Here is a 22,838-nt window from a genome sequence, read left to right as displayed (position 1 = left end):
TAAAAGGATAATGTGTGAGACGAGTTTTTTCTTCTAATGCAAATATATAAAAAATGTCATTTTTTGAGTCTTATATAGATTTCTTTTTAAGAAAAATAGTATTATCAAAGATATATATTGAGAATTATTTATCTTTTGATATTAAAATGTTTTTAAATTATTAGTTTACCTTTTCCTTCTCGGATAATTACAGGAATTTCATTGCTACAGTCTATAATTGTAGAGGCTTCTATCCCTCCATATCCACCATCAATAATTAGGTTTACTTCATTTTTATATTTTTCAGCAATTAATTCTGGATCAGTGGTATATTCAAGAATTTCATCTTCATCCCTTACAGATGTTGTTAATACAGGATTTCCGAGTACTCTAACAATTTCACGAATAATATTGTTATCTGGGACTCTGATTCCTACTGTTTTTCTATTTTTGTAAATTTTAGGAAGGTTAGAATTTGTGGGTAAAATAAAAGTGAAAGGTCCTGGTAAATTTTTTTTCATTAATTTAAAATGGGAATTACTGACCTTTACATATTGGCTTAGATTACTCAAATCATAACAGATAATAGATAAATTCGCTTTTTGGGGATTTATATTTTTTATTCGGCATATTCGTTCCACTGCACGAACATTCAAAGCATCGCATCCTATGGCATATACTGTGTCTGTCGGATAGATGATTATTCCTCCGTCTTTCAAGATATTAGTTACCCAGTCTATTTCCTTACTATTAGGATTTTCCGGATATATTTTAACTAACATAACAACTCTTTTAATCTAAAATTAAAGTTACAAATTTATAAAGAATTATTTAGGATACTACAGATTAAATAAAAAATCTAAACAATTTGGAATTTTGTCCCAAGCATTTAATTCAATATGAAAATTTAAAATTTCCATCCAATGCTAATTACAAATACGCTATTTTTAACATTAGTATGTTTTGATAATTTCGTTACACTTATATTGTACATCTATTAAAAAAACGATTTCTGTTTTATATCCTATGCCTGTCCTATTGAAAAGTCAAAAGCTTTCATATTGTCAATATCTTGAGTTATTTTGACTTCTTTGTAACGAGGTCTTAGGTTTAAGAAAATCACACTAAGGGTCAAATCCTAATATTGATTCCTTTGTATAGGTAGGCTTTGTCTATAAATGGAATATATTTATTTATTAATTGCGTTGTTTTTTCGGCAGCCTTCCATAGAAAATAAAAGCTCAGGTTGTAATGCAAGATAATATCAATCTTATATTTGAAAAAGTCCCTCAATGTATTTCTGCACGTGTATTTATATGGCATTTGTACAGTTGGTAATATTTAGTCTCGTTTTAGAGCCGAAAAAAATTTAGGCTGGGCAAGAATTGTAACACTTATTATTAACATAAAGCGTCTTGTTATTAGCATTTTCGTATTCTTTTGTATTATAGAGTTTTATAATGAAACTAGATAAGATCATTTGTATTTTATTTATTATTTTTACATGTACGATACTGTAAATGAAAGTATAAGAATTAGTACTATAAAGTAATAAGGAGCTTTGAATAGTTTAAAAGTTTTAAAATAGAAAAATAGATTAATAGAATTTTTAATATTTTTCATTTCTGTCTTCATCACTTTTTGTGATATCTTTCAATGAAAATTGTTGTTGGAAAATAAATTTTGCTTTTCTGTGTGGGCAAATAGGAATATTACAATAGCTGCAGTATTTTTCATCGCAAGAGTCAGAGTGGACAGATAACAGCACTTTATTTGAATAGTTGTTAGAGATGATTTTCTCTAATTCAGAGCAAGCTTTATGTCCTTGTCTTATGCTATAATACCAAGGAAGAGTAAGATCGCAGTCGATATAAAATAGATTCCCATATTTTATCATTTTTAAATTATGGATATCTATCCAATCATTTTGCCTATGTTTTTCAAGAATATCGGCAAGGGTGTTTAGCTCTTTACTGTCAGCTGTATCCAATAAATTAGTTATAGTTTTTTTTAAAATAAGAATCCCTGTTATAACTATTATTCCTCCAAAGATAAGAGCAAGGATACTATCGATCCATTCAATTTTAGTAAACCATAATATAATAAGACCTACTGTCAATCCAATAGTTGAGTATGTATCTGATTGTAAATGTTTTCCTCCTGCAATTAAAGCAATAGAATTATATTTTTTCCCGATATATATGCTGTAAGTTCCCATAAAAAAATTGATAATTCCAGCTAGGATAATAATTATAATTCCTATATCAAGTTTTTCGACTATTCCAGGATTGAAAAATCTTTTTATTCCTTCAGAAATAATCGTTATACCGGCAAATATAATTAATAAACCTTCTATTGAAGCTGAAATTAATTCTACCTTACCATGCCCAAAGGGATGGTTACTATCTTTGGGCTTAGTAGAAATGTGCAAACTATATAGTCCAATGAAGCCTGCAAATACATTTACAATACTTTCCATGGCATCAGTCAATATTCCTACTGAGTTTGTGAGGTAATAAGCTATAAATTTTCCAGCCATTAACAAAATAGAACCTATGACAAGATACTTTTGTACTTTTTGCTTATATATTTCTTCTTTGAATATGGTGTTCATTGATGTTATAAATATTTCACCCGGAAAGAAAGATTTTTCTTGCCGGGTGAGTAAATAGATTGAACATTTATGAGTTATAGTAAAGCGTCAATCTTTGCCTTTATAGAAGCTTTAGGTGATGCCCCTACTTGTTTGTCTGCAAGTTTCCCATCTTTAAAAAAAAGAATTGTAGGAATACTCCGTACCCCATATTCCGTACTTAATTCATTTTCTTCATCTACATTGTATTTCCCGATAATAGCCTTACCTTCATATTCGGTTGCAAGTTCTTCAATTGACGGAGTTATACTGCGGCAAGGTCCACACCATTCAGCCCAAAGATCTACAACAACAAGTTTCCCTGAGTTGATTTCATTTTTAACGTTAATGTCAGTAAATTTTAAAGCCATAATTCTATGAATAATTAGTTTAGAATAAATCAGATAATTATAATCCGATCCAAAATTATAAAAAAACAAACATATATATTTATTTGTTTTGATATCAATTTGTTATTTGTGCATTTATTTTAAATGAGAAGTCATTATTTTCATTTAAAAAGTTAATTAGTTCTTTAGTAATATTAATTGTTGAATTACGGGCAAAAAGTTTTACAACATTGTTGGTTTCTTCGTCAATTAGTTCAAAGAAAAGCTGTGTCTGTGCTTCTTTCTCATTTGAAAGTAAATCTGCTAGAGGTTCAATATTCCCTTTGTGTAATGCTCGTATCGGAATACTTATAGTGATGTTTTTCAACAATTGGTCTTTAACATCAGGTAATTGGCTAATAGAACTAATACGGAAGTCATATTCATTCTCATTATATTTACGAGGTTGATATTGTCCTCGGATGAGAAGGTACATGCCATTATACCCATAATTCCTATAATCAACAAAGTCATTTCCGAATAAAGGAATTTCTGCGGAACCAGAGTAATCTTCTATTTTCATTATGCCGAAAGGCTTACCTTTTTTGGTAACACCTTCTCTGAATCCAATTACAATACCTCCCATTATTATTTCTTTGTTTAGAAGGGCTGATTTGTCTGCTAAATCAACCATTTTTGTATTACAACCATATTCAAGGGCTAATGCATAATCATCAAGAGGATGGGCTGACAAGTAAATTCCTACTAAATCACGTTCTTTCTCTAAGCGTTCCAAATCGGTCCATGGTTCTGTGATCGGAATATCAGGTTTGGCAATATCGATTGTTTCACTACCTCCAAATAAAGAGTTGGTCTGAGTCGCTTTATCTACCTGATATTTATTTCCATAACGGACTAATGTTTCAAGGAAAGTTTCTCCTTTACTATTTTCTGCAAAATATTGCTCCCGTTTTAGTTCTGGCAAACTATCTAAACCTCCGGACAAAGCCAAGTTTTCTATATTTTTTTTATTACAGGCATTTAAATTGACTCGTTGTACAAAATTAAAGACTCCTGTAAATGCTCCGTTTTTATTACGTTCCTCCATAATGGCATTAACAGCAGCTTCCCCTACACCTTTTATTGCACCGAGACCAAAACGAATGTTTCCATCCTTATTGACCGTAAATTTCAAGTTACTTTCATTTATATCAGGGCCTAATACTAATATACCCATGGCTTTGCATTCATCCATGAGCTTGGTAATTTCTGTGATGTTTGAGATGTTACGGCTCATGACAGCAGCCATATATTCGGAAGGGTAGTTTGCCTTTAAATACGCAGTCTGATAGGCTACCCAGGAATAACATGTTGCATGAGACTTATTAAATGCATATGAAGCAAATTTTTCCCAATCGGCCCAAATTTTTTCAAGAGTTTTGGGGTCATGTCCATTTTTCTGCCCTCCAGCAATGAACTTGGGTTTTAAAGCATCCAGCTTATCTTTCAATTTTTTTCCCATAGCTTTACGGAGAGCGTCTGATTCTCCTCGGGTAAAATTGGCTAATAAACGTGATAATAACATCACCTGTTCCTGATATACAGTAATACCATATGTATCTTTTAAGTATTTTTCCATTACCGGAATATCGTATTCGATAGGCTCTCTTCCATGTTTCCGGTCGATAAATTGGGGGATATAATCCATAGGACCTGGACGATAGAGGGCATTCATGGCAATAAGATCTTCGAATGTTGTAGGTTGTAATTCACGAAGATATTTCTGCATACCTGCCGATTCAAATTGGAATGTCCCGACAGTTTTTCCTTCACTATATAATTTATAAGTTGCAACGTCATTGATGGATATGGAGTCTATGTCCAAATCTTTTCCGGTATGTAACTTTATATTACTGATTGCTTCTTTTATGATAGAGAGAGTTTTAAGTCCAAGAAAGTCCATTTTTATGAGGCCAGTATCTTCAATAACAGAACCTTCATACTGAGTTACCAGCATTTTTTCTCCAGTTTCTTTATCGTCTGCTGTACTTACCGGAACCCAATCAGTTATATCATCTCGGCAAATGATAGTTCCACAAGCATGTACTCCCGTTCCTCTAACATTTCCTTCTAACATTTGGGCATATTTCATTGTATCGTGTACCAACTCATTGGATGAGTCACAAGCTCTTTGTAATTCAGGAACTGCAGCGATACAATTTTTTAGATTTATTTTGGGGGATTTGCCATTTACTTCTGGCAATCGGTCTGGTATTAACTTGGTTAATCGGTCACTTTCTGAAAGAGGTAGTTTCTGTACTCGAGCTACATCTTTAATAACCATTTTAGTAGCCATGGTTCCATATGTAATAATATGGGCGACTTTTTCGTGTCCATATTTTTCAGTAACCCATCTTAAAACTTCTCCACGACCGTCATCGTCGAAATCTATATCAATATCTGGTAATGAAATACGATCTGGATTAAGAAAACGCTCAAACAGCAAATCATATTGGATAGGGTCTATTTGGGTTATTCCTAAGCAATATGCTACAGCTGAACCTGCAGCTGAGCCACGACCAGGGCCTACAGATACCCCCATATTACGGGCAGCAGCAATAAAATCTTGAACAATCAGGAAGTAGCCTGGAAATCCCATAGTCTTCATGATATGTAACTCAAATATTAGGCGTTCCTTGATTTCTGGGTCTAGAGGTTCTCCATATCTTTTTTGTGCACCATCGAAAGTTAGTTTTTTCAAATAATCAGCTTCGAGTTTTATGCGGTACAATTTATCGTATCCTCCTAAAGTTTTGATTTTGGCGTGGGCTGCAGATTCGCTTAATACGACATTCCCATTCTCATCTTGTGTAAATTCGTTGAAGAGGTCTTCTTCAGTATATTTTTTTCTATATGCTTCTTCTGTCCCAAATTCTTCAGGGATGGCAAATGTTGGCATGATGGGAGGATGATCGATAGAGTAAAATTCTACTTTATCACATATTTCTTGAGTATTAATTAGTGCTTCAGGAACGTCAGCGAAGACTTCATTCATCTCAGCCGTGGTTTTCATCCATTCTTGTTTAGAGTAGAGCATACGGTTAGGATCATCTAAATCTTTTCCAGTACTTAAACAGATTAGACGATCATGAGCTTCTGCATTTTCTTCATCAACGAAATGCACGTCATTTGTGCATATGACTTTAATATTATATTTTTTTGCTAATTCAAGTATTTTTGCATTGGCTGTGACTTGTAAAGGGTATGCCTCGTGATTAGCCCTTTCGACAGTCGCTTTATGTCGTTGTAGTTCAAGATAATAGTCTTCACCAAAAATATTTTTGTACCATCTTATGGCTTCTTCAGCTTCATCAATGAGTCCTTTATTTATTTTTTTTGGTACTTCTCCTCCAAGACAAGCAGATGATACAATAAGTCCTTCATGGTACTTTTCGAGTTCTACTCTGTCAGTACGAGGACGCATATAAAATCCTTCAGTCCATGCTTTTGAAACTAATTTTATTAGATTATGATATCCTTTTTCGTTTTTTGCCAAGACAACTAAATGATAACCGCTTTGGTCAGGTTTCCCGTTTTTGTCTTGTAGCCGTTTCCTGGCCACGTACATTTCACAACCAATAATTGGTTTAAATAGTTTTTTTTGAGTTTCTTCAATTTGAATTTTGAATCTTGCAATTTCTGTTTCTTTATTTTCACATTCAGTTTCGCCTTTTTCGATTGCGACTATTTTCTTTTTCAGGTCTTTAATTTCATTGAATATAGGACCATTTTTTTTGTTGACATAATTATAAAACTCTTTTATACCGAACATATTTCCGTGGTCGGTAATGGCAATACCTCTCATACCGTCATGCATAGCTTTATCTACCAAGGCTTGTATACTAGCCTGACCATCGAGAATCGAGTATTGGGAATGTACGTGTAAATGGACAAATGGATGCATGATATAAAGTGTTCTGATTTTTATTGTTATGAGTGTAAAGTTACAAAGCTTATTTTATCAGTAAAAGTATTCGCTCAAATTTTTATTACTTCATTTCATTAATGAGAAAATAATATTAATAATTATTTTTTGAGATACTTGTTATAGAATTATAGTAAGATATTATAAAACTTATGATAAAATATTATTAGTGATGATATTATTTTAGATTATCAATAGTTTCAATTATAAGACATCCTTTATATGGAATTTTAGAATTGGAATCTTTGCAATTAATAATTTTAAGTAGTGAGTTATCTTGTACTTCGAACCCGATTTTATTGTTGAAAGAATAACAATCATATAAAATCATGCTATTGAGATTTGTATTAGGAGTATTTGATGTATATATGAGATAACCTGCTTCTGTATTGTTTTCCGAAATACAATTGTGGGCGACCATTTGGCTAGCATAGCCACCTTCATTTTCTAAAACATCAGCACATATAGCAAATCCATAACGATTTTTTCTTGCTATGACATTAAAAACAGATTCATGAACTCCGTATCCACTTCCAACTCCATATTTACCATTATATTCAAAGAGCCCACCTCTAACAACACCTTCACATCTTTCATGATTAGAATATCCATCATCATAATTGTCATGAGCCCAGCAATCAGTTAGAGAAACAGTTGTATGCTTAGCTTGAGGATGATTTTCGGTTAGAAGGTATGCGTGCCCATTAAATCCATCTCCATTACCACTTTCTGTAAAAACACGGGCCGCCTCGCATCTAATGAACTCTATTCCTGTGGACATGTGGTACATAAAACCTCCTCCAGCAAAGGCATATTTTGCGGCACAATCTATAATTTTCGCACCAGGACATCTGGATAAATTAAATGGAGCGTATAGTATTTCAATGCCAATGACAGTTAAGTCAATTTCATTGTTTCCTCCATAAAGTCCATTACCTTTAGGCAAATAAATTGGATTTTTGTCTAAAGATGTTCCTTCTACAATACTGAAATATAGTAATTTGCTTTTTTCATCATAATAAAAAGCAGGATTTTGAGCTGATTCGATATCTTGAATATTTGTTACGTGATGTAATGGTGTTGAATTACATCTGTAGAGTTTTCCTTTTTGGAGAGGATGTCGTTCTTCTGGAGAAATGAGAGTTTTTTTATCTGCAATGTCATGTTGAAATATTTTGTAATTGGGAGAGTTGCTACATAATGAAACAGGACTTTTTAGAACTTTTTTATATCCTGAAACTTTTTCAGCTTTTTCTATTCGTTCTCCACATAGTAACCGAACACGTTCTCCTGGATATGATTTTATTGTTAAATTTCTTCTGTTAGTCTGTTCTGAAATATTAATAGATTCACTATAGTCTCCACTTCGAATAATAATTGTTGCATCACTGTTCGTATTTATCAAGGCTTTTTTTATAGTTTTATAGGGTTTCTCAATAGTTCCATTATTTGAAAAATCATTTCCATCTGTAGAAACATATATGATAGATGCTTTATCTGCTGCAAAAACTGTATATCCGATAATAATAGAAATAAATATTATAAAAAAATGCTTCATAATGTGTTATGTTTGGTAGTTTTTAATTGGACTTGTTTGTCTAATATCATCAGACAAAAGTAAATAAAATTAAAGATAATAATACTATCTCTTATATAAGAGGTTTTTGTTTTTGTTTAGTTGAATAAATAAAGATTAAGAATTATAATTCCCTGTTTTTTTAGTAATCTTGTCTTTATAGCATCGTTATAAATGTTTTTTGAATTACTGAATCGAATAGTTATTTTTGTTTGAAATTGTCTTTGAGCTTGTTATTCTTGAAATCCCCAGAATTTAAGATGTATGGAAATGCTAAATTTTTGTAGTATGGTTTCTCATTTTTTTACATGAATCACTATAGGTGATTCTCTATTTTTTCAGGACTTTATACTTGAGGTAAATCATGTTGACTGTTGTAGTCCTAGTTTGATTTGGTTTAAGCTTTAGTTATAAAAACACAGAATTTAAGATATAAAAAAGAGAGTCACTTTTAAGTAACTCTCTGAATTTTAGTGTGGTGCCACCAGGAATCGAACCGGGGACACAAGGATTTTCAGTCCTTTGCTCTACCAACTGAGCTATGGCACCATCGTTTTTGCGAGTGCAAATGTATGATAACTTTTTCAATCGACCTAATTTTAATCTATTTTTTTACATTCATTAATAATTTTACTTTTTGCGAATAAAATCCTTGGAAGACATTAAAAAAAGTATATATATATTTTTTTGTTAAGAACAAATATATATCTTTGCATCCACAAAAGCCAATCGGGGTGTAGCACAGTTGGCAGCGCGCCACGTTCGGGACGTGGAGGTCGGAAGTTCGAGTCTTCTCACCCCGACTAAATATAGCCTAACTTATTGATATTCAATAAGTTAGGCTATGTCGGTTTATATGTGCCGGGAGAAATACGGGAGAATATTATTAAACCTTTTTTGTGCTGGTTTTTAATCAGTTCAAAAAAAAAATGTCTATACTAAAGCAAAACGAAAAAATGCAGAGTGTGATTTCATACACTCTACCGAAATTGTACACCGGGAAAAAGGGAAATGATTGGTATGTAGCATTTAATGCTTTTTCCCCTGTAGACGGTAAAATGAAAATCAAACGTATAAAACTGAATCACATAGAAAAGAAAAGCGAGCGTCGCAAATATGCTGCTGATTTGATTTATAGACTTTCAAATGAATTGCGTCGAGGGTGGAATCCCTGGATATTTTCAGAAGGAGACGGCAAGGAATATGCAACATTCGAAGATGTTTGTAATCGGTATCTCGAATATATAACGAAAATGCACGAAGAAAAGATATACGAGAAAGAAACGTATGTCGGTTACCTTTCTTATTTGCGTAATATGCGCATGTATAATAATTCTTTGCAGGTGCCTATAACATATATATATCAGTTTAATACTGAATTTGTCAGCGACTTTTTAGAGCATATTTGGATAGATAGAAAGAACAGCGCACAAACGCGGGACAATTATTTGACTTTTTTACGAGTATTTTCGTCGTTCCTGGTTCAGAAGAGATATTTAAAAACAAAGCCTACGGACGGAATAACAAACATTAAGCACAAAGTAAACCATAAAAAATTTAGAAAGGTTATCAGTACTGAACACCTGGTTATGATACGGGAACACCTGGAGAGAACCAACAAACATTTTTTGCTCGCTTGTTATATACTCCATTATTGTTGCATCCGGCCCAAAGAGATGACATTTCTAAGAATAGGCGATTTCTCATTGAAAAACAAAACGGTAACTATATATGAGGATTATTCTAAAAATAATAATGCAGCAGTAATTACGGTAAATATAAAGATATTAAAATTGATGCTTGATTTAAATATATTTTCTTACCCGTCCTCTTATTATCTTTTCTCGACCGGTTTTCACCCTGGCAAGTCGCAACGTGATCCGAAAATCTTTCGTGACTACTGGTTACCACATGTTCGCAAAAAATTGAATTTGCCGGACTGGTATCAGTTCTATAGCCTGAAAGATACGGGCATAACGGCAATGATGAGAAGCCGGATAGATACTCTTTCAGTTAGAGACCAGGCGCGACACTCTTCTATTTTGATAACAGATACATATACTCCTCATGATTTGCAGGAGTGTAACGAAGTGTTAGCGAAATTCGACTCTGTATTTTAGTATACGCAAAAAAAATGGAATGGCAATCTATATACTATATTTTATTTTTTTATTTTATTCGAATATAATAAATTTATTACTTCAATAACTTCTCCCTCTGGACAATCATCTATATACTCCCCCTCTAATATATGCCAAAAGGGCATATCTTCAGAATTATATACGCTATTATATTCAAACTGTTTAGCTTCTTCTATAGCATCCTCTAAATTATCTGCTTCTAATTCAAAAGCACATAGACCTGGTAATTTTTGAACCCATGTTTTAGAATCTTTATTAAAAATAACTGTTTCTGGATCTTCTATATCTAAGGCTTCTGCTAATTCTTTAGCTGTTTTAAAATCTTTTTTATCAAAGTCGGTATAGTGCATCGAATATCCTTTGCGAATATCCTTTTTTATATTCTCTGAGTATCTGATATAAAATTTAATAGCCATAATATTTTTATTTATATAAAATATATACTTATATTTTAGATGTTGTAAAAGTAATAAAAATATTTGAATTATTTATATATTAAAAAAAAGCTCCGAAAAGGAGCTTTCATTTCTTACCGTCAGAGCTTCTAAAAGAGTTGCACGTCGTAGTTTGTGTTCATTGCGGAAGCGTGTAGTTTGAGATCGTCCCGGATGCTTCGTTTTGTAGTTTAGAATCGTTTCGGATTATAATATATAGAGTGATTGATAATGCAATACAAATATATATACTTTATAATGAGCCAACTAATCAGGCGGATTAATAAACTTTAAAATTTTTCACTGTTCGGTAATATAGGAGCGTATAACGACCAATTCTTTAGTTCCGTTGCCTGTTCCGAACGAAACATTAATACGATCATCGACTATTTGCCCAGGATCATTTTTTAATTTTAAACTTTCCCCGGGAACTAATCTAACATACGCCAACACTGTAACCGGTTCCGTTCCCTGGTTCCTGAAGATAATACTTGTGTATCCGTCCCGGTCAATTTGTGTATTTTGCGTATAGATGTTTGTTTTATATCTTACTTTAAAAGTATTATTCATAGCCTAATCTTTGAAAATTAAATAACCGATAAATCCCAAGGCCAAAGCTCCGATCAGGATTGTACTTGTGTCTACGACACCACTTTTTTTTTATCAATATATTGTTTGAACTCTCCGACGGTTATTTTACCGTCTTTGTTCAAATCGAGTGCCGGATTTTGAGCCGCAATGATGCCTGGATTTGTCGAGCTGGTTTGTAATATCCAGGAGTCCGGTTTTCCCAAAGCAGCCGGAAAGAATACAACCAGGTAGCAATCATACAACGATTTTATTTTACCTCTATATGGTGCATAATATTTATACACATAATCCAACTGGTCTATATTCGACATATTTTTTAGAGCCGTAGTCGATGTGCCAAGGCTTTTGGCCGTAGAAGGCAAAAATTGAATCAACCCTGTTGCTCCAGATATCGGGTTTACTGCTGCTGGATTGAGTGAACTTTCCCACCTCATGACAAACATTAACCAGTTGGGATTGATTCCCAGGAGTGAAGATATTTCTTTCACCTTCTGTAAAAAAATATCTTTATTTGTTTTTACAAAATCTTCGTACCACATAGTAAAATTTTTTAATCTTCTTCAGCTTTTAAAAGAAATACAATACCAAGGGCGGACAATGCGCCTATTACTATCCATTTGATATATGACAAATCTTTTGCCGTTACCGTTGCTTCCGGTAATTCGTAACCGGGGTAAATTTCATCTTCTTCCATAATCTACATTTTATAAAGTGCATAAAGGAATAGGCTACCGAATAATAGAGTAGATGTATCTGTACTTGATTCTTTTTTTTCTTCCTCTTTTTTTATTTCTTCGGCTATTCTCAATTCTTCGATAAAGTTTGTATTTCCGTCATTTGCGTATGCTGTTACCCTGGATTGAGATTCAGGGTAAAGTGCCCGATATACCTTGAATTTGGAATCATACAGATAACGGGCGGATAACATATATAAATATGAATATCCCTTTTCCTTATACTCATAATATTCATATTTGTAATTGTAGTAAAGGGGCAATGGCTTTAATTTATTATAAAAATATGTTTTGAAGTATTTAGGCATCTCTACTAAATCTTCCCGGACAAATCCGTATTTGAAACCGTCCCCGATGGTCGTTTTTACCTTTTGGGGCTTTTTTATGTTTTTGTATTTCTGATATATGGGTTTAGTTGTGTTCCGATATTCGGTAGGTATCTCGACATAATGGTATCTGCCGTCCGGCATATCAACAAAATGTCCTGTAAGCGTTAACGGAAGCAATCCTCCTTCATAACGTATAGAGGAATCCAATGCAGTTTTTAACCTCATAATTCTATCGATATGTACGGCAATGATAGAACGAGATGTCGGACGAGTATATACGTTTGTGAAAGTACATAATCGGTAGCACTTTAAGTTTGCAAGTTCTTCAGAAAAACCCTTAGCCGCATAACGGTAGCTGCTTTCTAACTCTTTCATCCCTTCTATCGAAAAGTCTGGATATTCAGAAGTTAGGTTTTTCGAAGAAAGACGGGAAAACTTTATATTTATGTCGAAATTTGCTATACTCATTTTACAGATTCTCCCTTACATATTTAATTACAAAAAAAGTACCTACTACAACAGCCCCATATTTTAGTATATCGAACCAGTTTAACCCGGAAAATTTACCGGAGTTATAAGCATCGTTTATCTGCTCTTGCAACTCTTTTATGATAGTTTCGCGAGTTGCCGCATCGACATTTTCAAGAGCCTTTTTAAGGTTTTCGGATACCTGTAAATCTTTACTTGCATTTTTTGCATCTATATAAAACGCATAATATACAGCCGTAGCACCGGCAACCAGTGCAACCACTATTATAGTGATCAATACAGCAGTAGAAATTACAATACCTATACTGCTGTCGTTGACTATATTTTGCAATGCAGGAGCAAAACCGGTTAAGTTTGATTTACCTTTTTGTTTGTCTGAAAAGCCCGGGGCATCCGTTAATTTTTTATTTCGGTTGTATAGGGATAGATAGGTTTTCTTAATCTGTGCTTTCTGGCTGCTTACATTGTACCCCTTTGCCTGTAATCGCTTACAATATTCGGCCGCAATCAAGAGATTTGTTAATGTCTGTTTGTCATTATCTATCATTTGATTAATGGTACCTTGTGCCGTACTGGTTGTGATAGGGTTAACCGTTTTTATAATTACCGTATCTTCTCGGACATACCCGTAAACATTTGCCCCGTCAAGGCTCAAAAGTTGATACCATTTCGCGCCTAATGATGTAGAATAATTCCCGGTTAAAATACCTGCAAAATCATCTGCTGTATATAATATACTTGCACTACCTGACGCACTCGACCAGACCGAAACTGTAGAGCCGTCGGCAAAAGCGCCTTTATTTACCAGATTAATATCATACATGATTATACGTAATTTTTTATCATTTGTAATAAAGCCGGATTCTGTTCCAACTTGTCGCAAAGCAACTCCAACAATGAAAGGTAATTCGGTTCAAGAGCTTCAAGACGTTGACAAACAACCCTGATTCGCTCTGTTTCGTCTGTCTCTTCTACATTCGCAAAATCTTCATTATTCCCCTGAATGTCTGCCGTCGTACCGGAAACGCTGACTGCCGGTTTTCCTTTACCAAGCAGAGCCCCGACAATTGGCCCGATATATGGCTCGAGACGGCCGATAATACGGTTTAAAGAGTCTCCCTTTTCTTCGAGTTCGTCAATATATTCGTTACATTCTTTCAGCTCTTTTCGAAGTGTTTCTACCTCTATTTTCAGCTGTGTACGTTCTACAGCTTCAGCAATACGCCTTTCGATATCTTCAGAAGGATAACTCATACTTTGAGGAACATTGCCGACTGCTGTAGCCGTAGGATATTGTATCTGTGACTCTCCGATGTACACATAGTCTCTGAACCAATTCCGCTTTTGTCCTTCAGTACTCCAGCCTTCCAGGTAGTATTTACCGGGTTCGAGCGTCTCGAGCACGTCGATAAAACGCGCTTTTCGCATTTCCGGGGTTTCTCCTTCGATGTTGCTTTGAAAGATATATGCGTCTTTTTCAGGGCCCGGCCGGAGTTGGAAATATACGCAATTGTTCTTTTCTAAGAATTGTAATATTTTGTCTGTTCCTCTTATCATAGCTTAACAATATTGGAAGGTTAACAATGTGCAAGGATTATCCGGTAAGTTATAATTTTGAGATACTTCTACATACGAGGACGGGAGATCAGCCCGGATTTTCATACGTAATTTAAAGTCTCTGTCATATTGTGCAAGCATCAAAAGCGGCATACGGTCAATTACCTTGTTTTGCCGATAGACAATAGTCAGGAAAACTTTCGAACTATCGATAACGCTATATCCTGAGGGAGAATACATTCCCCCGACGAAATTAGATGAATAGGAATGTATATTGTTAAATACCTTATCCACCAATACACGATTATCCGGGAAGTAGAACTTTTTTTGTAATTCTCCGCTACATTCAACCTCAAGAGATTGCAGTATGTTTTGTTCCGGCTCTGTGAATTTATCTTCGATATCCCGATAAAAGAATACGAAGTAAAATATCTCTCCTGAAAAATCGCTCCAGTCGATTACGTCCGACAAATCGATATAACAATTTTGCAATACGATAGGCCGGTTTATCTTTAATTGTTTGTTTGTATAAAGTATTTCAGTAAGTGGATATTTTGAAATAAACTCTATATTATCAAAATCGCAAAGCGTCAAAAATGGCGTATTAGATTCTGAAATTTGAACAATGTTTTTACCCTCTGGAGTTTGAGTATTTGATACGGAATAAAGTTGTATAGAGGTAATTAACTTATTTCGTAATAACGCTACTTCCGGGAAATACAACCGTTTTCCGGTAGCATCGTTACTGTTTAGTTCAACAGCACATGCGCCTGTAAACAGAGGGTTTAAAATATTATTGCGATTATTCATAATAGAAATTTACTGTTAATTGGTTTTCGTATTCCGCTTCACTGGTGGGGCGGATATAAATATATGTCCTGTCGAAATCGATCGAAATAGGTTCGATAAATCGGGGCAACGGTTCTTTATTATATCCGTACAAGTGATTTAATGCAAGATTATTAATATACCTGTTTCCCTCTTTAGGGACGATCAGGAAATAACCGTTTACTTTCCCATTCGTATTTGAAAGCGTTATCCGGTTGATTTTCTTCCCTGTAAGTGCGTACATGCCTTTAAAAGATATGTCGGCCGGCTGATTGCTCACCGGGAAAGACAAAGAATATATTTTTTCCTGTTCATTGATTGTACATCCAGAAATATAAGCACCTGCAAATAATAAAACAGACTTTATCCGGCAATTATTTTGCGGTTTGTGCTGTTTATCATATTCGGATATAAACACGTTAAAGAATAGTGCTGCTTCTGGATTTCCCCCCCGGTTAACGTCTATATAAGAGCGCTCGAAATCTACTTCTTTATTGATAGCGTATATTTCTGAATTTTCATTCGATAACATGTAAAGCGGTAGTTTGTCGAAAATTAAATTACCGTCGATATCAAATAAAGTTATAAAACAGTTTTCGGGATCAAATATTTGATAATTGCCCGTAATGTCCGTACCGTCAAGTTCTGTATTCAACGTAATAGCCTGAATGTTTTTCCCCAACAAGTGGCTACTTGCAGGGAAATAAACACGTGTATCGGTAACGGGTATTTGAATAAAATCTACACTATCAAGAATAATAAAAGGTGTCATTTCGTCGCTTTTTTATTGGGTGAACCGGAAAACTTAAATTTTTCCGGTTCTTAAAAAACATACACTATAAACGCGAATTACGGGAAAAGTAACTCATTGGGTTTGCCGTCTTCATCAGCTACATAGATAGCCCCGTTTTTGATCAAGAAACCTTGCAAAAGCAAACTTAAACCGGTAGTTCCTGAAGGGGTGAAGGCCGGATCTGTGGTTGCTTCAGGGTTATAAACAGCAGAGGGGAAAGACGGGAACGAAAGTTCGAACGACTGATCTTTGTTGCCTGCAAGAGCAAGAATTTCGGGCAAAAAGTAATTGCATTCGCTAACATCGAACCCGGCCAGGGCACTATCTGCATCAGGAGAGGCCGTAAAGTTTTGGCGTAAAAATACAGCCGTCGGGAATCCATCGAACGTAATTTTATCGTTTGTTTTCAAACTGATTTTTCCGTTGTAGATAGCGTTAAAATAACTTTCTTGTGCCTTACCGGTAGCAATTATGTTTTGTCCTGCTACATATCCGAGAGATTTAGGACATGAAAGTAATTCGGTTGTACCTCTCTGTCCTGCAATTTCGTATGTAATATAGAGTCCGATTGCGGTAACAATAAAAGCATCATTTCTGTCAAGTAAACGATCGTAAAGACTTGCATCTCTTCCGTTTTGTTTCATCGGGTCAAAAGTATAGACCCCTTGCCCGTTTACTAATGGCTTATCAATCCTCAAAAAAGAGCTTTGAGGATTCAAAGACTTATTGATATTTTGAGTCTGTTTGTACAGTGTCTCAAATTTTCTTCTTAAAAGTGAGGTTATTTCTTGATTCATAACAAATTACATTATAATATTTAAAGTTTTACTTACTGAACCACTCCTATTTTTTTTTTGCGACCTCTACCGGAAACAGCATTATTAAACCCTCCAGCCGGGTTAATAGTATCGTTCCAATATCTCGACATATTGTCGCTGATCGCATTGTTGAAACGTCCGTAGTCTATTCCGGCAACACTTGATTTCGTAATATATTTTGCTGCCAGGTTAGCCGCACCAACGGCAACTAAACCGGTTCCGACTTCGTTCGCACCTTCAAAACTTACAAATTCAGGTAATGCAGCACCGACAATTGCGATACCTGCATTTTTGTATAGAGGGTTTACACTGCTTAAAAGCATGCTGTTAACTACCTCTGCCAGGACACCGGCAACGGCACCCCCGGCAATTCGGGTAACGGTATTCCATTTACCTTTATTTCTTTTTCTCATATCTTAAAATTTTAACGTTTTTTTAATCGTTTCGCATCCGCGATAACTCTTTCTTTCTCTTTTTTTCTCTTTTCGAGTTCGGCATTATATTTGTCGACCTCTTTAACTTTGTCCCTGTAGTTTCTCCATGTTTCGAGAGAAGCGCTTCTTTTGGGCTCTTTGGGGTATTTTCTTTTCTTTGCCATAAAATTGATTTTAAAAAAGGGTTATTATTTTTTCTTTTTCTTCTTTGATTTTTTGCCGGATTTCTTAACCATGACTATTAGAGTACCTCCAATCAATAGCATAGGTATAAGGTTATCTGACGCTGTTGTAAATCCTGAATTATTATTGTCCGGTACGACTGTTGTACCACCACTTCCAGAGTAGTCGGTGTTATATTCCGGGAATACACCGTCGCTTAAGGTGGGAGCATTTACGCTGATTCCTTCTACTATTTCGTCCTGATCTTTTTTCAATGCAGCTAAAAGGGGAGCAGCAGCGGATAAAATAGAAACCAATAAACCGATGACTGTTGCTATAATGGTAAGCGGGTCTCCTATCATAGGAATTTCACCGGCCTTTACATTAGCAAGAAAATCGGTAGGAGTCATTCCCCATTTATCCCTTATGGATAAAAATATAACGGCCTCGCATTGTGCTTGTGTCAAAAGTTTGTTATCCTGGAATCTGTTAAGGAGTTTAAAATATTCAGAACGTTTTTTTTGTACAATTTCTTTATACTCTGATAATTCATTGTCAGGGATAAATGTGTACATAAAATACGCTGCCGAATCTTTCAATATCCGTACGGCTTCTACAACAAATTGCCCTTTTGTCGGATCGGTGTATATGATAGAAGCATAGTCTTTTGCCCATTGGTCGTAACCGCTGTTAATGTCTCCTATACCTCCGAAAGTAGGGGATACCCCGTTTTCTACTTCTGCAACGATATTATCTACAACAGTAGCCCCGGTAAGATTGTACAGTGTAAAAAAGGCTGTTTCATCTACATTTATATTATTTGCGTTCTGAACAATTGCACCGTAGATTTCTTGCAAATTTTGTGTATGTTCTGCCAGTGTTGCCCGATCCGGCAAATTGAACTTACCATTTTTTACGAGATAAAGTACATAGGTCAATCCGTGATCCGCATCTGTTATTAGTCCTTGGTCTGCAATGTCGAAGCAATTCAAGCATGAAGAACAAATACTCATTTTTTGAAATAAGAACTGTAGTTCAGCGGGATTTTTTCCGTATTTCGATTCTATTGAATACATCATGTTTAACAGATTCAGATTAAATAATAAATCCTGTTCCCGACGAGTTCTTACTCTGTTCCCTGAAAATCGGATAACATTGCTTTCTCCTTCCCCCGGGTAACCGATACCGGCTAAGTATGAAATTTCAGTTGTACCGCTCATATCTTTTTTGAAATTATATTTACATTCTCTATTAAATTGTGCTACACCGTTTATTTTGAATACGGGATCGACAATTATCTCCCGTCCGGTTTCATCAAATGCGACCGCGTAAACGTGTGTCGGTTCCGGTCTGGACGTATAAGACGTAAACCGGAAAACATGCGGAATATCCAAACAGCGGAGGCACGAACAAATAAATATTGCGTATGCTTTGCAGTCACCGGTTTTATCTTGCCAGAGTCTCGCTGGAGTCTTTATATTTTGTTTTCCGATTGGGTCAAGTTGATAAGTAATATTTTGATCTACCAGGTCAAAAATAAGTTTACATTTTTGCAAATAGTCCCCAGCGATATTTTTACAAAGCGGCTTGACCTGTCTATAATTCAACGAATAACATTCAAGTATCGTTTTTATTATATCGTCCGTAGTACCTCGCTTTACTACTACTCTATTTGTATTTTTCGCTGGGGCTATTCTATCCATACCAACCAAAATTTATTATACCCAAACAGTTCCGTCGGAACCGGTGTTGTTGTTATTATTGCCATTATTGTTGCTTCCCGGTATTTTTATGTTTTCCCAAAAATCGGACGGAACTTGTGTTACTAAATCGTCGTTTTTCTGGTTGTTAATCAGAGCTTGTATTTTTTCTATTAGTGATTTAATAGAAGGAATACTTACAGAAAAAGAAGTATTTACCGGGAACGATACACCGGAAGCGCCAACACGTCCCTTTAGGTCTATTTTCAATCCGTATTCGTTGGCCGACGTGGAAATATATTGCGACAATAATTTTAATAGTTTGCTTGTGGAAAGTCTGATCCGAAGTGGAACAGTAAACATACCATAGTTATTTACTCTTAAATTCAACGGTTGTGAAGAACTACCGATATAAGTATTATTTATCCAGATTGAGAACTGTATTCCCTGTACGGTAATGTCTTTTGTAGAAATGTTCTGGAATCGTAAACTTAAATCTATAATTGTATCTGTCCAGGTAATTTTATAGAACCTGAATCCGACGGGCTCAATCTGCATACGGAGCAAAGCCGCTCCGGTAGTTGCTGCATTATATAACCAATAGAGGCCAAGGCCTAAAAGTAAAACTTCTAACATACTATTTACTTGTTTTTCACAAATATAGCTGTTAGAAGTTTATACTATAACACCACCTTGAAAGGCTTGCAAAGAGTGAAATTATTTAATATTTTTTATACCGTCGAGGTGGTAAAAGCTCAAAAATTCACTTTCGGGAATAGGGCAATATCTATGCCTGCCGGTTTCCCTTCGAAATAGTTGCATTCTTCTTGTAGCAGTTGCAAGAGAACAATTAAATAATTTTGCTACATCTTTGTTTTTAATTACTTTCATAATTAGCTCCTTTCTTCTTCTGTAGTCCATTCAGGAGAAGATAATAGTTGTTCAAATTCTTTACTGTTTGATTCGTAAATAGGATAGGGAACACTTAACATATCATTGTTTAACGGTTGTGGCAATATCGATAATAATATTTCTTCATGTATAATTGCCTCTGTACCTTCTATATTTGTACGTCTATGTTCCCAATCGGGATCAATTTCTTTTAAATCTGAAATAGGTATTTTGTAAAATCTCATAGTTATAAATATTTAAGCTAATTGTGTTTCTGTTCTTGACACTTCGTAAAGTCCGTTATCATTTTGAACAGTTATTTCATATAAAGTACTTCCTAATGTAAATTCAAAAGAAACATACAACTCATTTACGTCCCAACATTGTACATTTAAAGATGAATGCATAGCGGACGAATTAGAATTCCTCACTTTTAATATATCTTTCGAACAATTCAATACAAAATTGTCCCAACTCCCGCTATCAGCCTCAATTATCGATTGAATTTGCCCTGAACTTTGACTTTCATTTAATCCGTACACATCATAAGAAAATTCGTGAAATGAGGGTATTGTGGGTAAATTCTCTATTTTTTCCAATAGAGCATTAATTTCTTCTGCTGTATAATTTAATTTTTTTGTTTCCATACTTTTTTTAGTTTGATGTTAAATAATAATTTTCTGAATCTGTGAGTAAATCTCCGTTAGAGTCAGCCAGGAGTATGTTTATATCACCATCCACTCCGTTACGTTGTTTAGCTACTTTAAGATTATTTTCATTTTCAGAATCTGTAAGTTTATTTCCGAAAAGTACTAATTCATGTAAGGTACCTTTAGAATAATAACGAGCGTTCTTAAAATAACCAAATAAACTTATACCCAAAAACTCTTCTTCTTTATTAGAAATAAGAAAATAATTTGTATTATTTGCTTCTTCAACAGAAATATCGGAAGGTTTTAGGCTTAAAATGTAATCGGGAACAACGACAAAAAAGGAGTTACCAATATGTAATCTGCAATTATATTTATAATTATTATACATAATTTTTGCACCAATTATGCAATCTATATTTTCAGCAGATATTTTTTCAAAGTTTGAGGTAGTTATTAAGGCGTCTTTAACTTTATATGAACGAGATTCATTATCATCTATTATATCATCGATACCGTCAGAATGAATACCACCCTGATCCCACCCGCTTTCGCGAGTCCAAGCAAAATTATAAGGCGTCAAGTCGTTGCCATTTCCGGAGATATCGGTTATTTGCCGGTCTGTCTCATTCGATTTGTTACCCCCAAAGTACCACCATGCACTAATATCACCTTGATACTTTAACGCCTTTTTGACCTTACATTCACACATCATATAAGGTTTGACCGATGCAGGAGGAGCGCCGAACCATGTTTCATTGTCGGACGTTTGCGGGGCGGGTATTCCTTCTAAAATAGTCTCTACCGGTTCGGCCAATTCACAACAAAACTCCGCACCCATTATAAGAGATTTAGCCTCCTCAAAAGTAGCCGGTTTATTAGAATTCCATACTACGTAAATAGTATTCGGATAATTATGGAAACGCGGTACACTACTTGCCGAATTAGATATTTTAGAACAAAGATTCGTATTATTTGCAGAAGATTTAGTAACCAAAGTATAATCTACTTGTACCACAATTCTATTACTTGCTTCTAACTGATCTTGTATCGTAGTGTTTTCATCTATTATTATACTAACAATTCTTTGTACATGTTTCCAATTCTTTCCGTCCCACTCGATAGAATCGCAAACCCCGTTAGGCAAAGAACGTAGAACAACATCACCGAAATTGACAACCTGCAAAGCAATTCCGGTTTCAGAATCAGATATACACAGTTTCAGACCTTCATCACCTACTGACAATAGCGGTATAGGTGCCTCCGGTGTCGGTGTGCCGTTCTGAACCGTATAACCTAACAGTTTAAAACTTTTAATCTTATCAGTTCCGGCCATACTATTCCAGATAGGAAATTTCTTGCCGGAGCCGTAAGTTTCTTTTCCTCCGACTCCGTTAGGATTGTCCGACGAAGAAAAAGAATATAACTTATTTAATTTTCTCATATTTCTATACCCATTATATTAGCGCTTCCAGTCAGTGAAAAACTATCTCCTGGATTAACTGAAAAATAATCTATACATCCAGCTGGAATTAATATTCCGTCTCCAGTATCTCCGTCTTTTTTTATTCTCGAATCTTCGATCGCACAAATACGAATGACATTTAATGCAGGAACAAAAGAAGAATTTGTAATATCTTTTGCCGGATAAGTGGAAATTACTTGTAAGTTTTTCAGATTTGAATCTGTAGCCATGGTAACTAATTCATTTTTTTTCATAATCATAAATTTTAAATTGTTATTACTGTTTTTTTAGTGATTTATTACTGTTTTATTGCCCTTTTTT

Annotated in this window: 24 protein-coding genes and 2 tRNA genes; 2 read left to right on the top strand and 24 right to left on the bottom strand. The window is 34.7% G+C overall.

The genetic code is table 11. From position 1 onward, the window contains the following. Positions 1-152: 152 nt before the first annotated feature. The 6 genes from BN2628_RS00635 to BN2628_RS00610 form a co-directional block, all read right to left on the bottom strand. Positions 153-761, bottom strand: coding sequence for an L-threonylcarbamoyladenylate synthase (locus BN2628_RS00635; RefSeq protein WP_055095613.1), 609 nt, complete (start codon positions 759-761; stop codon positions 153-155). 827 nt (positions 762-1,588) lie between these two features. Continuing rightward, a complete protein-coding gene (locus tag BN2628_RS00630) occupies positions 1,589-2,593 on the bottom strand; it encodes a cation diffusion facilitator family transporter (RefSeq protein WP_044230746.1) in 1,005 nt (334 codons plus the stop codon). A 74-nt stretch (positions 2,594-2,667) separates the two neighbouring features. After that, positions 2,668-2,982 (bottom strand): thioredoxin, encoded by a 315-nt coding sequence (trxA, locus tag BN2628_RS00625; RefSeq protein WP_044230747.1) that lies wholly within the window; start codon positions 2,980-2,982, stop codon positions 2,668-2,670. A gap of 94 nt (positions 2,983-3,076) precedes the next feature. Further along, positions 3,077-6,904, bottom strand: coding sequence for a DNA polymerase III subunit alpha (gene dnaE / locus BN2628_RS00620; RefSeq protein WP_055095611.1), 3,828 nt, complete (start codon positions 6,902-6,904; stop codon positions 3,077-3,079). A 199-nt stretch (positions 6,905-7,103) separates the two neighbouring features. After that, on the bottom strand, positions 7,104-8,483 hold the full coding sequence (locus BN2628_RS00615; RefSeq protein ID WP_044230749.1) for a DUF1565 domain-containing protein: 1,380 nt from the start codon (positions 8,481-8,483) through the stop codon (positions 7,104-7,106). Between the two features lie 494 nt (positions 8,484-8,977). After that, positions 8,978-9,050, bottom strand: a tRNA-Phe gene (locus tag BN2628_RS00610). A 181-nt stretch (positions 9,051-9,231) separates the two neighbouring features. On the opposite strand from BN2628_RS00610, the gene BN2628_RS00605 reads away from it, so the two are divergent. Continuing rightward, a tRNA-Pro gene (locus BN2628_RS00605) sits at positions 9,232-9,304 on the top strand. 126 nt (positions 9,305-9,430) lie between these two features. Then, positions 9,431-10,621 carry a tyrosine-type recombinase/integrase gene (locus BN2628_RS00600; protein WP_055095609.1) on the top strand — a complete coding sequence of 397 codons (1,191 nt, stop codon included), beginning with the start codon at positions 9,431-9,433 and terminating at the stop codon, positions 10,619-10,621. Positions 10,622-10,662: 41 nt separating this feature from the next. On the opposite strand, the gene BN2628_RS00595 is transcribed toward BN2628_RS00600, so the two are convergent. The 18 genes from BN2628_RS00595 to BN2628_RS00520 all read right to left on the bottom strand — a co-directional run bounded on the left by BN2628_RS00595 (position 10,663) and on the right by BN2628_RS00520 (position 22,771). Next, the gene (locus tag BN2628_RS00595; RefSeq protein ID WP_055095607.1) at positions 10,663-11,058 is read right to left on the bottom strand and encodes a hypothetical protein; all 396 of its coding nucleotides are present in this window, start codon (positions 11,056-11,058) and stop codon (positions 10,663-10,665) included. Between the two features lie 318 nt (positions 11,059-11,376). Continuing rightward, on the bottom strand, positions 11,377-11,646 hold the full coding sequence (locus BN2628_RS00590; RefSeq protein WP_055095605.1) for a hypothetical protein: 270 nt from the start codon (positions 11,644-11,646) through the stop codon (positions 11,377-11,379). A gap of 71 nt (positions 11,647-11,717) precedes the next feature. Then, positions 11,718-12,206 (bottom strand): transglycosylase SLT domain-containing protein, encoded by a 489-nt coding sequence (locus BN2628_RS00585; protein ID WP_055095603.1) that lies wholly within the window; start codon positions 12,204-12,206, stop codon positions 11,718-11,720. Positions 12,207-12,217: 11 nt separating this feature from the next. Next, the gene (locus BN2628_RS17110) at positions 12,218-12,361 is read right to left on the bottom strand and encodes a hypothetical protein (protein ID WP_154668352.1); all 144 of its coding nucleotides are present in this window, start codon (positions 12,359-12,361) and stop codon (positions 12,218-12,220) included. 3 nt (positions 12,362-12,364) lie between these two features. Continuing rightward, entirely contained in the window at positions 12,365-13,198 is an 834-nt protein-coding gene (locus BN2628_RS00580) for a hypothetical protein (protein ID WP_055095600.1), read from the bottom strand. A 1-nt stretch (position 13,199) separates the two neighbouring features. After that, positions 13,200-14,042: a hypothetical protein gene (locus BN2628_RS00575; protein WP_055095598.1), complete on the bottom strand. Its 843-nt coding sequence runs from the start codon at positions 14,040-14,042 to the stop codon at positions 13,200-13,202. A gap of 2 nt (positions 14,043-14,044) precedes the next feature. Further along, the gene (locus tag BN2628_RS00570) at positions 14,045-14,776 is read right to left on the bottom strand and encodes a hypothetical protein (RefSeq protein WP_055095596.1); all 732 of its coding nucleotides are present in this window, start codon (positions 14,774-14,776) and stop codon (positions 14,045-14,047) included. A 3-nt stretch (positions 14,777-14,779) separates the two neighbouring features. Beyond that, positions 14,780-15,586, bottom strand: coding sequence for a hypothetical protein (locus tag BN2628_RS00565; RefSeq protein ID WP_055095594.1), 807 nt, complete (start codon positions 15,584-15,586; stop codon positions 14,780-14,782). Beyond that, the gene (locus tag BN2628_RS00560) at positions 15,579-16,376 is read right to left on the bottom strand and encodes a hypothetical protein (protein WP_055095593.1); all 798 of its coding nucleotides are present in this window, start codon (positions 16,374-16,376) and stop codon (positions 15,579-15,581) included. The genes BN2628_RS00565 and BN2628_RS00560 overlap by 8 nt, the downstream gene beginning before the upstream one ends. A 77-nt stretch (positions 16,377-16,453) precedes the next feature. Beyond that, positions 16,454-17,194 (bottom strand): hypothetical protein, encoded by a 741-nt coding sequence (locus BN2628_RS00555; RefSeq protein ID WP_055095591.1) that lies wholly within the window; start codon positions 17,192-17,194, stop codon positions 16,454-16,456. Between the two features lie 32 nt (positions 17,195-17,226). Beyond that, positions 17,227-17,628 carry a hypothetical protein gene (locus BN2628_RS00550; RefSeq protein ID WP_055095589.1) on the bottom strand — a complete coding sequence of 134 codons (402 nt, stop codon included), beginning with the start codon at positions 17,626-17,628 and terminating at the stop codon, positions 17,227-17,229. 11 nt (positions 17,629-17,639) lie between these two features. Further along, positions 17,640-17,813, bottom strand: a complete 174-nt coding sequence (locus tag BN2628_RS17105; RefSeq protein WP_154668351.1) for a hypothetical protein — start codon at positions 17,811-17,813, stop codon at positions 17,640-17,642. Positions 17,814-17,837: 24 nt separating this feature from the next. Next, positions 17,838-19,514, bottom strand: coding sequence for a transglutaminase domain-containing protein (locus BN2628_RS00545; protein WP_055095587.1), 1,677 nt, complete (start codon positions 19,512-19,514; stop codon positions 17,838-17,840). Between the two features lie 15 nt (positions 19,515-19,529). Then, positions 19,530-20,147, bottom strand: a complete 618-nt coding sequence (locus tag BN2628_RS00540; RefSeq protein ID WP_055095585.1) for an LEA type 2 family protein — start codon at positions 20,145-20,147, stop codon at positions 19,530-19,532. Between the two features lie 257 nt (positions 20,148-20,404). Beyond that, positions 20,405-20,647, bottom strand: a complete 243-nt coding sequence (locus BN2628_RS00535) for a hypothetical protein (protein ID WP_055095582.1) — start codon at positions 20,645-20,647, stop codon at positions 20,405-20,407. 12 nt (positions 20,648-20,659) lie between these two features. Further along, positions 20,660-21,049: a hypothetical protein gene (locus tag BN2628_RS00530; protein ID WP_055095580.1), complete on the bottom strand. Its 390-nt coding sequence runs from the start codon at positions 21,047-21,049 to the stop codon at positions 20,660-20,662. 7 nt (positions 21,050-21,056) lie between these two features. Then, positions 21,057-22,496, bottom strand: a complete 1,440-nt coding sequence (locus BN2628_RS00525) for a hypothetical protein (RefSeq protein WP_055095578.1) — start codon at positions 22,494-22,496, stop codon at positions 21,057-21,059. Continuing rightward, positions 22,493-22,771 carry a hypothetical protein gene (locus BN2628_RS00520; RefSeq protein WP_055095576.1) on the bottom strand — a complete coding sequence of 93 codons (279 nt, stop codon included), beginning with the start codon at positions 22,769-22,771 and terminating at the stop codon, positions 22,493-22,495. Before BN2628_RS00520 ends, BN2628_RS00525 begins: the two co-directional genes overlap by 4 nt. Positions 22,772-22,838: the final 67 nt, after the last annotated feature.

The organism is Gabonia massiliensis (assembly GCF_001403595.1).
In the GTDB taxonomy this organism is placed as follows: domain Bacteria; phylum Bacteroidota; class Bacteroidia; order Bacteroidales; family Coprobacteraceae; genus Coprobacter; species Coprobacter secundus.
Note: the sequence above shows the minus strand (reverse complement) of the source record. Positions and strands in the feature narration are given on the sequence as shown.

Coding starts and splice junctions, on each gene's coding strand:
- BN2628_RS17110 (WP_154668352.1), bottom strand. CDS start 12,361: ATGGAAGAAGATGAAATTTACCCCGGTTACGAATTACCGGAAGCAACG.
- BN2628_RS00545 (WP_055095587.1), bottom strand. CDS start 19,514: ATGGATAGAATAGCCCCAGCGAAAAATACAAATAGAGTAGTAGTAAAG.
- BN2628_RS00585 (WP_055095603.1), bottom strand. CDS start 12,206: ATGTGGTACGAAGATTTTGTAAAAACAAATAAAGATATTTTTTTACAG.
- BN2628_RS00565 (WP_055095594.1), bottom strand. CDS start 15,586: ATGAATAATCGCAATAATATTTTAAACCCTCTGTTTACAGGCGCATGT.
- BN2628_RS00550 (WP_055095589.1), bottom strand. CDS start 17,628: ATGAGAAAAAGAAATAAAGGTAAATGGAATACCGTTACCCGAATTGCC.
- BN2628_RS00630 (WP_044230746.1), bottom strand. CDS start 2,593: ATGAACACCATATTCAAAGAAGAAATATATAAGCAAAAAGTACAAAAG.
- BN2628_RS17105 (WP_154668351.1), bottom strand. CDS start 17,813: ATGGCAAAGAAAAGAAAATACCCCAAAGAGCCCAAAAGAAGCGCTTCT.
- BN2628_RS00560 (WP_055095593.1), bottom strand. CDS start 16,376: ATGACACCTTTTATTATTCTTGATAGTGTAGATTTTATTCAAATACCC.
- BN2628_RS00595 (WP_055095607.1), bottom strand. CDS start 11,058: ATGGCTATTAAATTTTATATCAGATACTCAGAGAATATAAAAAAGGAT.
- BN2628_RS00575 (WP_055095598.1), bottom strand. CDS start 14,042: ATGTATGATATTAATCTGGTAAATAAAGGCGCTTTTGCCGACGGCTCT.
- BN2628_RS00615 (WP_044230749.1), bottom strand. CDS start 8,483: ATGAAGCATTTTTTTATAATATTTATTTCTATTATTATCGGATATACA.
- BN2628_RS00520 (WP_055095576.1), bottom strand. CDS start 22,771: ATGAAAAAAAATGAATTAGTTACCATGGCTACAGATTCAAATCTGAAA.
- BN2628_RS00570 (WP_055095596.1), bottom strand. CDS start 14,776: ATGATAAGAGGAACAGACAAAATATTACAATTCTTAGAAAAGAACAAT.
- BN2628_RS00535 (WP_055095582.1), bottom strand. CDS start 20,647: ATGAGATTTTACAAAATACCTATTTCAGATTTAAAAGAAATTGATCCC.
- BN2628_RS00600 (WP_055095609.1), top strand. CDS start 9,431: ATGTCTATACTAAAGCAAAACGAAAAAATGCAGAGTGTGATTTCATAC.
- BN2628_RS00555 (WP_055095591.1), bottom strand. CDS start 17,194: ATGAATCAAGAAATAACCTCACTTTTAAGAAGAAAATTTGAGACACTG.
- dnaE (WP_055095611.1), bottom strand. CDS start 6,904: ATGCATCCATTTGTCCATTTACACGTACATTCCCAATACTCGATTCTC.
- trxA (WP_044230747.1), bottom strand. CDS start 2,982: ATGGCTTTAAAATTTACTGACATTAACGTTAAAAATGAAATCAACTCA.
- BN2628_RS00635 (WP_055095613.1), bottom strand. CDS start 761: ATGTTAGTTAAAATATATCCGGAAAATCCTAATAGTAAGGAAATAGAC.
- BN2628_RS00590 (WP_055095605.1), bottom strand. CDS start 11,646: ATGAATAATACTTTTAAAGTAAGATATAAAACAAACATCTATACGCAA.
- BN2628_RS00580 (WP_055095600.1), bottom strand. CDS start 13,198: ATGAGTATAGCAAATTTCGACATAAATATAAAGTTTTCCCGTCTTTCT.
- BN2628_RS00530 (WP_055095580.1), bottom strand. CDS start 21,049: ATGGAAACAAAAAAATTAAATTATACAGCAGAAGAAATTAATGCTCTA.
- BN2628_RS00540 (WP_055095585.1), bottom strand. CDS start 20,147: ATGTTAGAAGTTTTACTTTTAGGCCTTGGCCTCTATTGGTTATATAAT.
- BN2628_RS00525 (WP_055095578.1), bottom strand. CDS start 22,496: ATGAGAAAATTAAATAAGTTATATTCTTTTTCTTCGTCGGACAATCCT.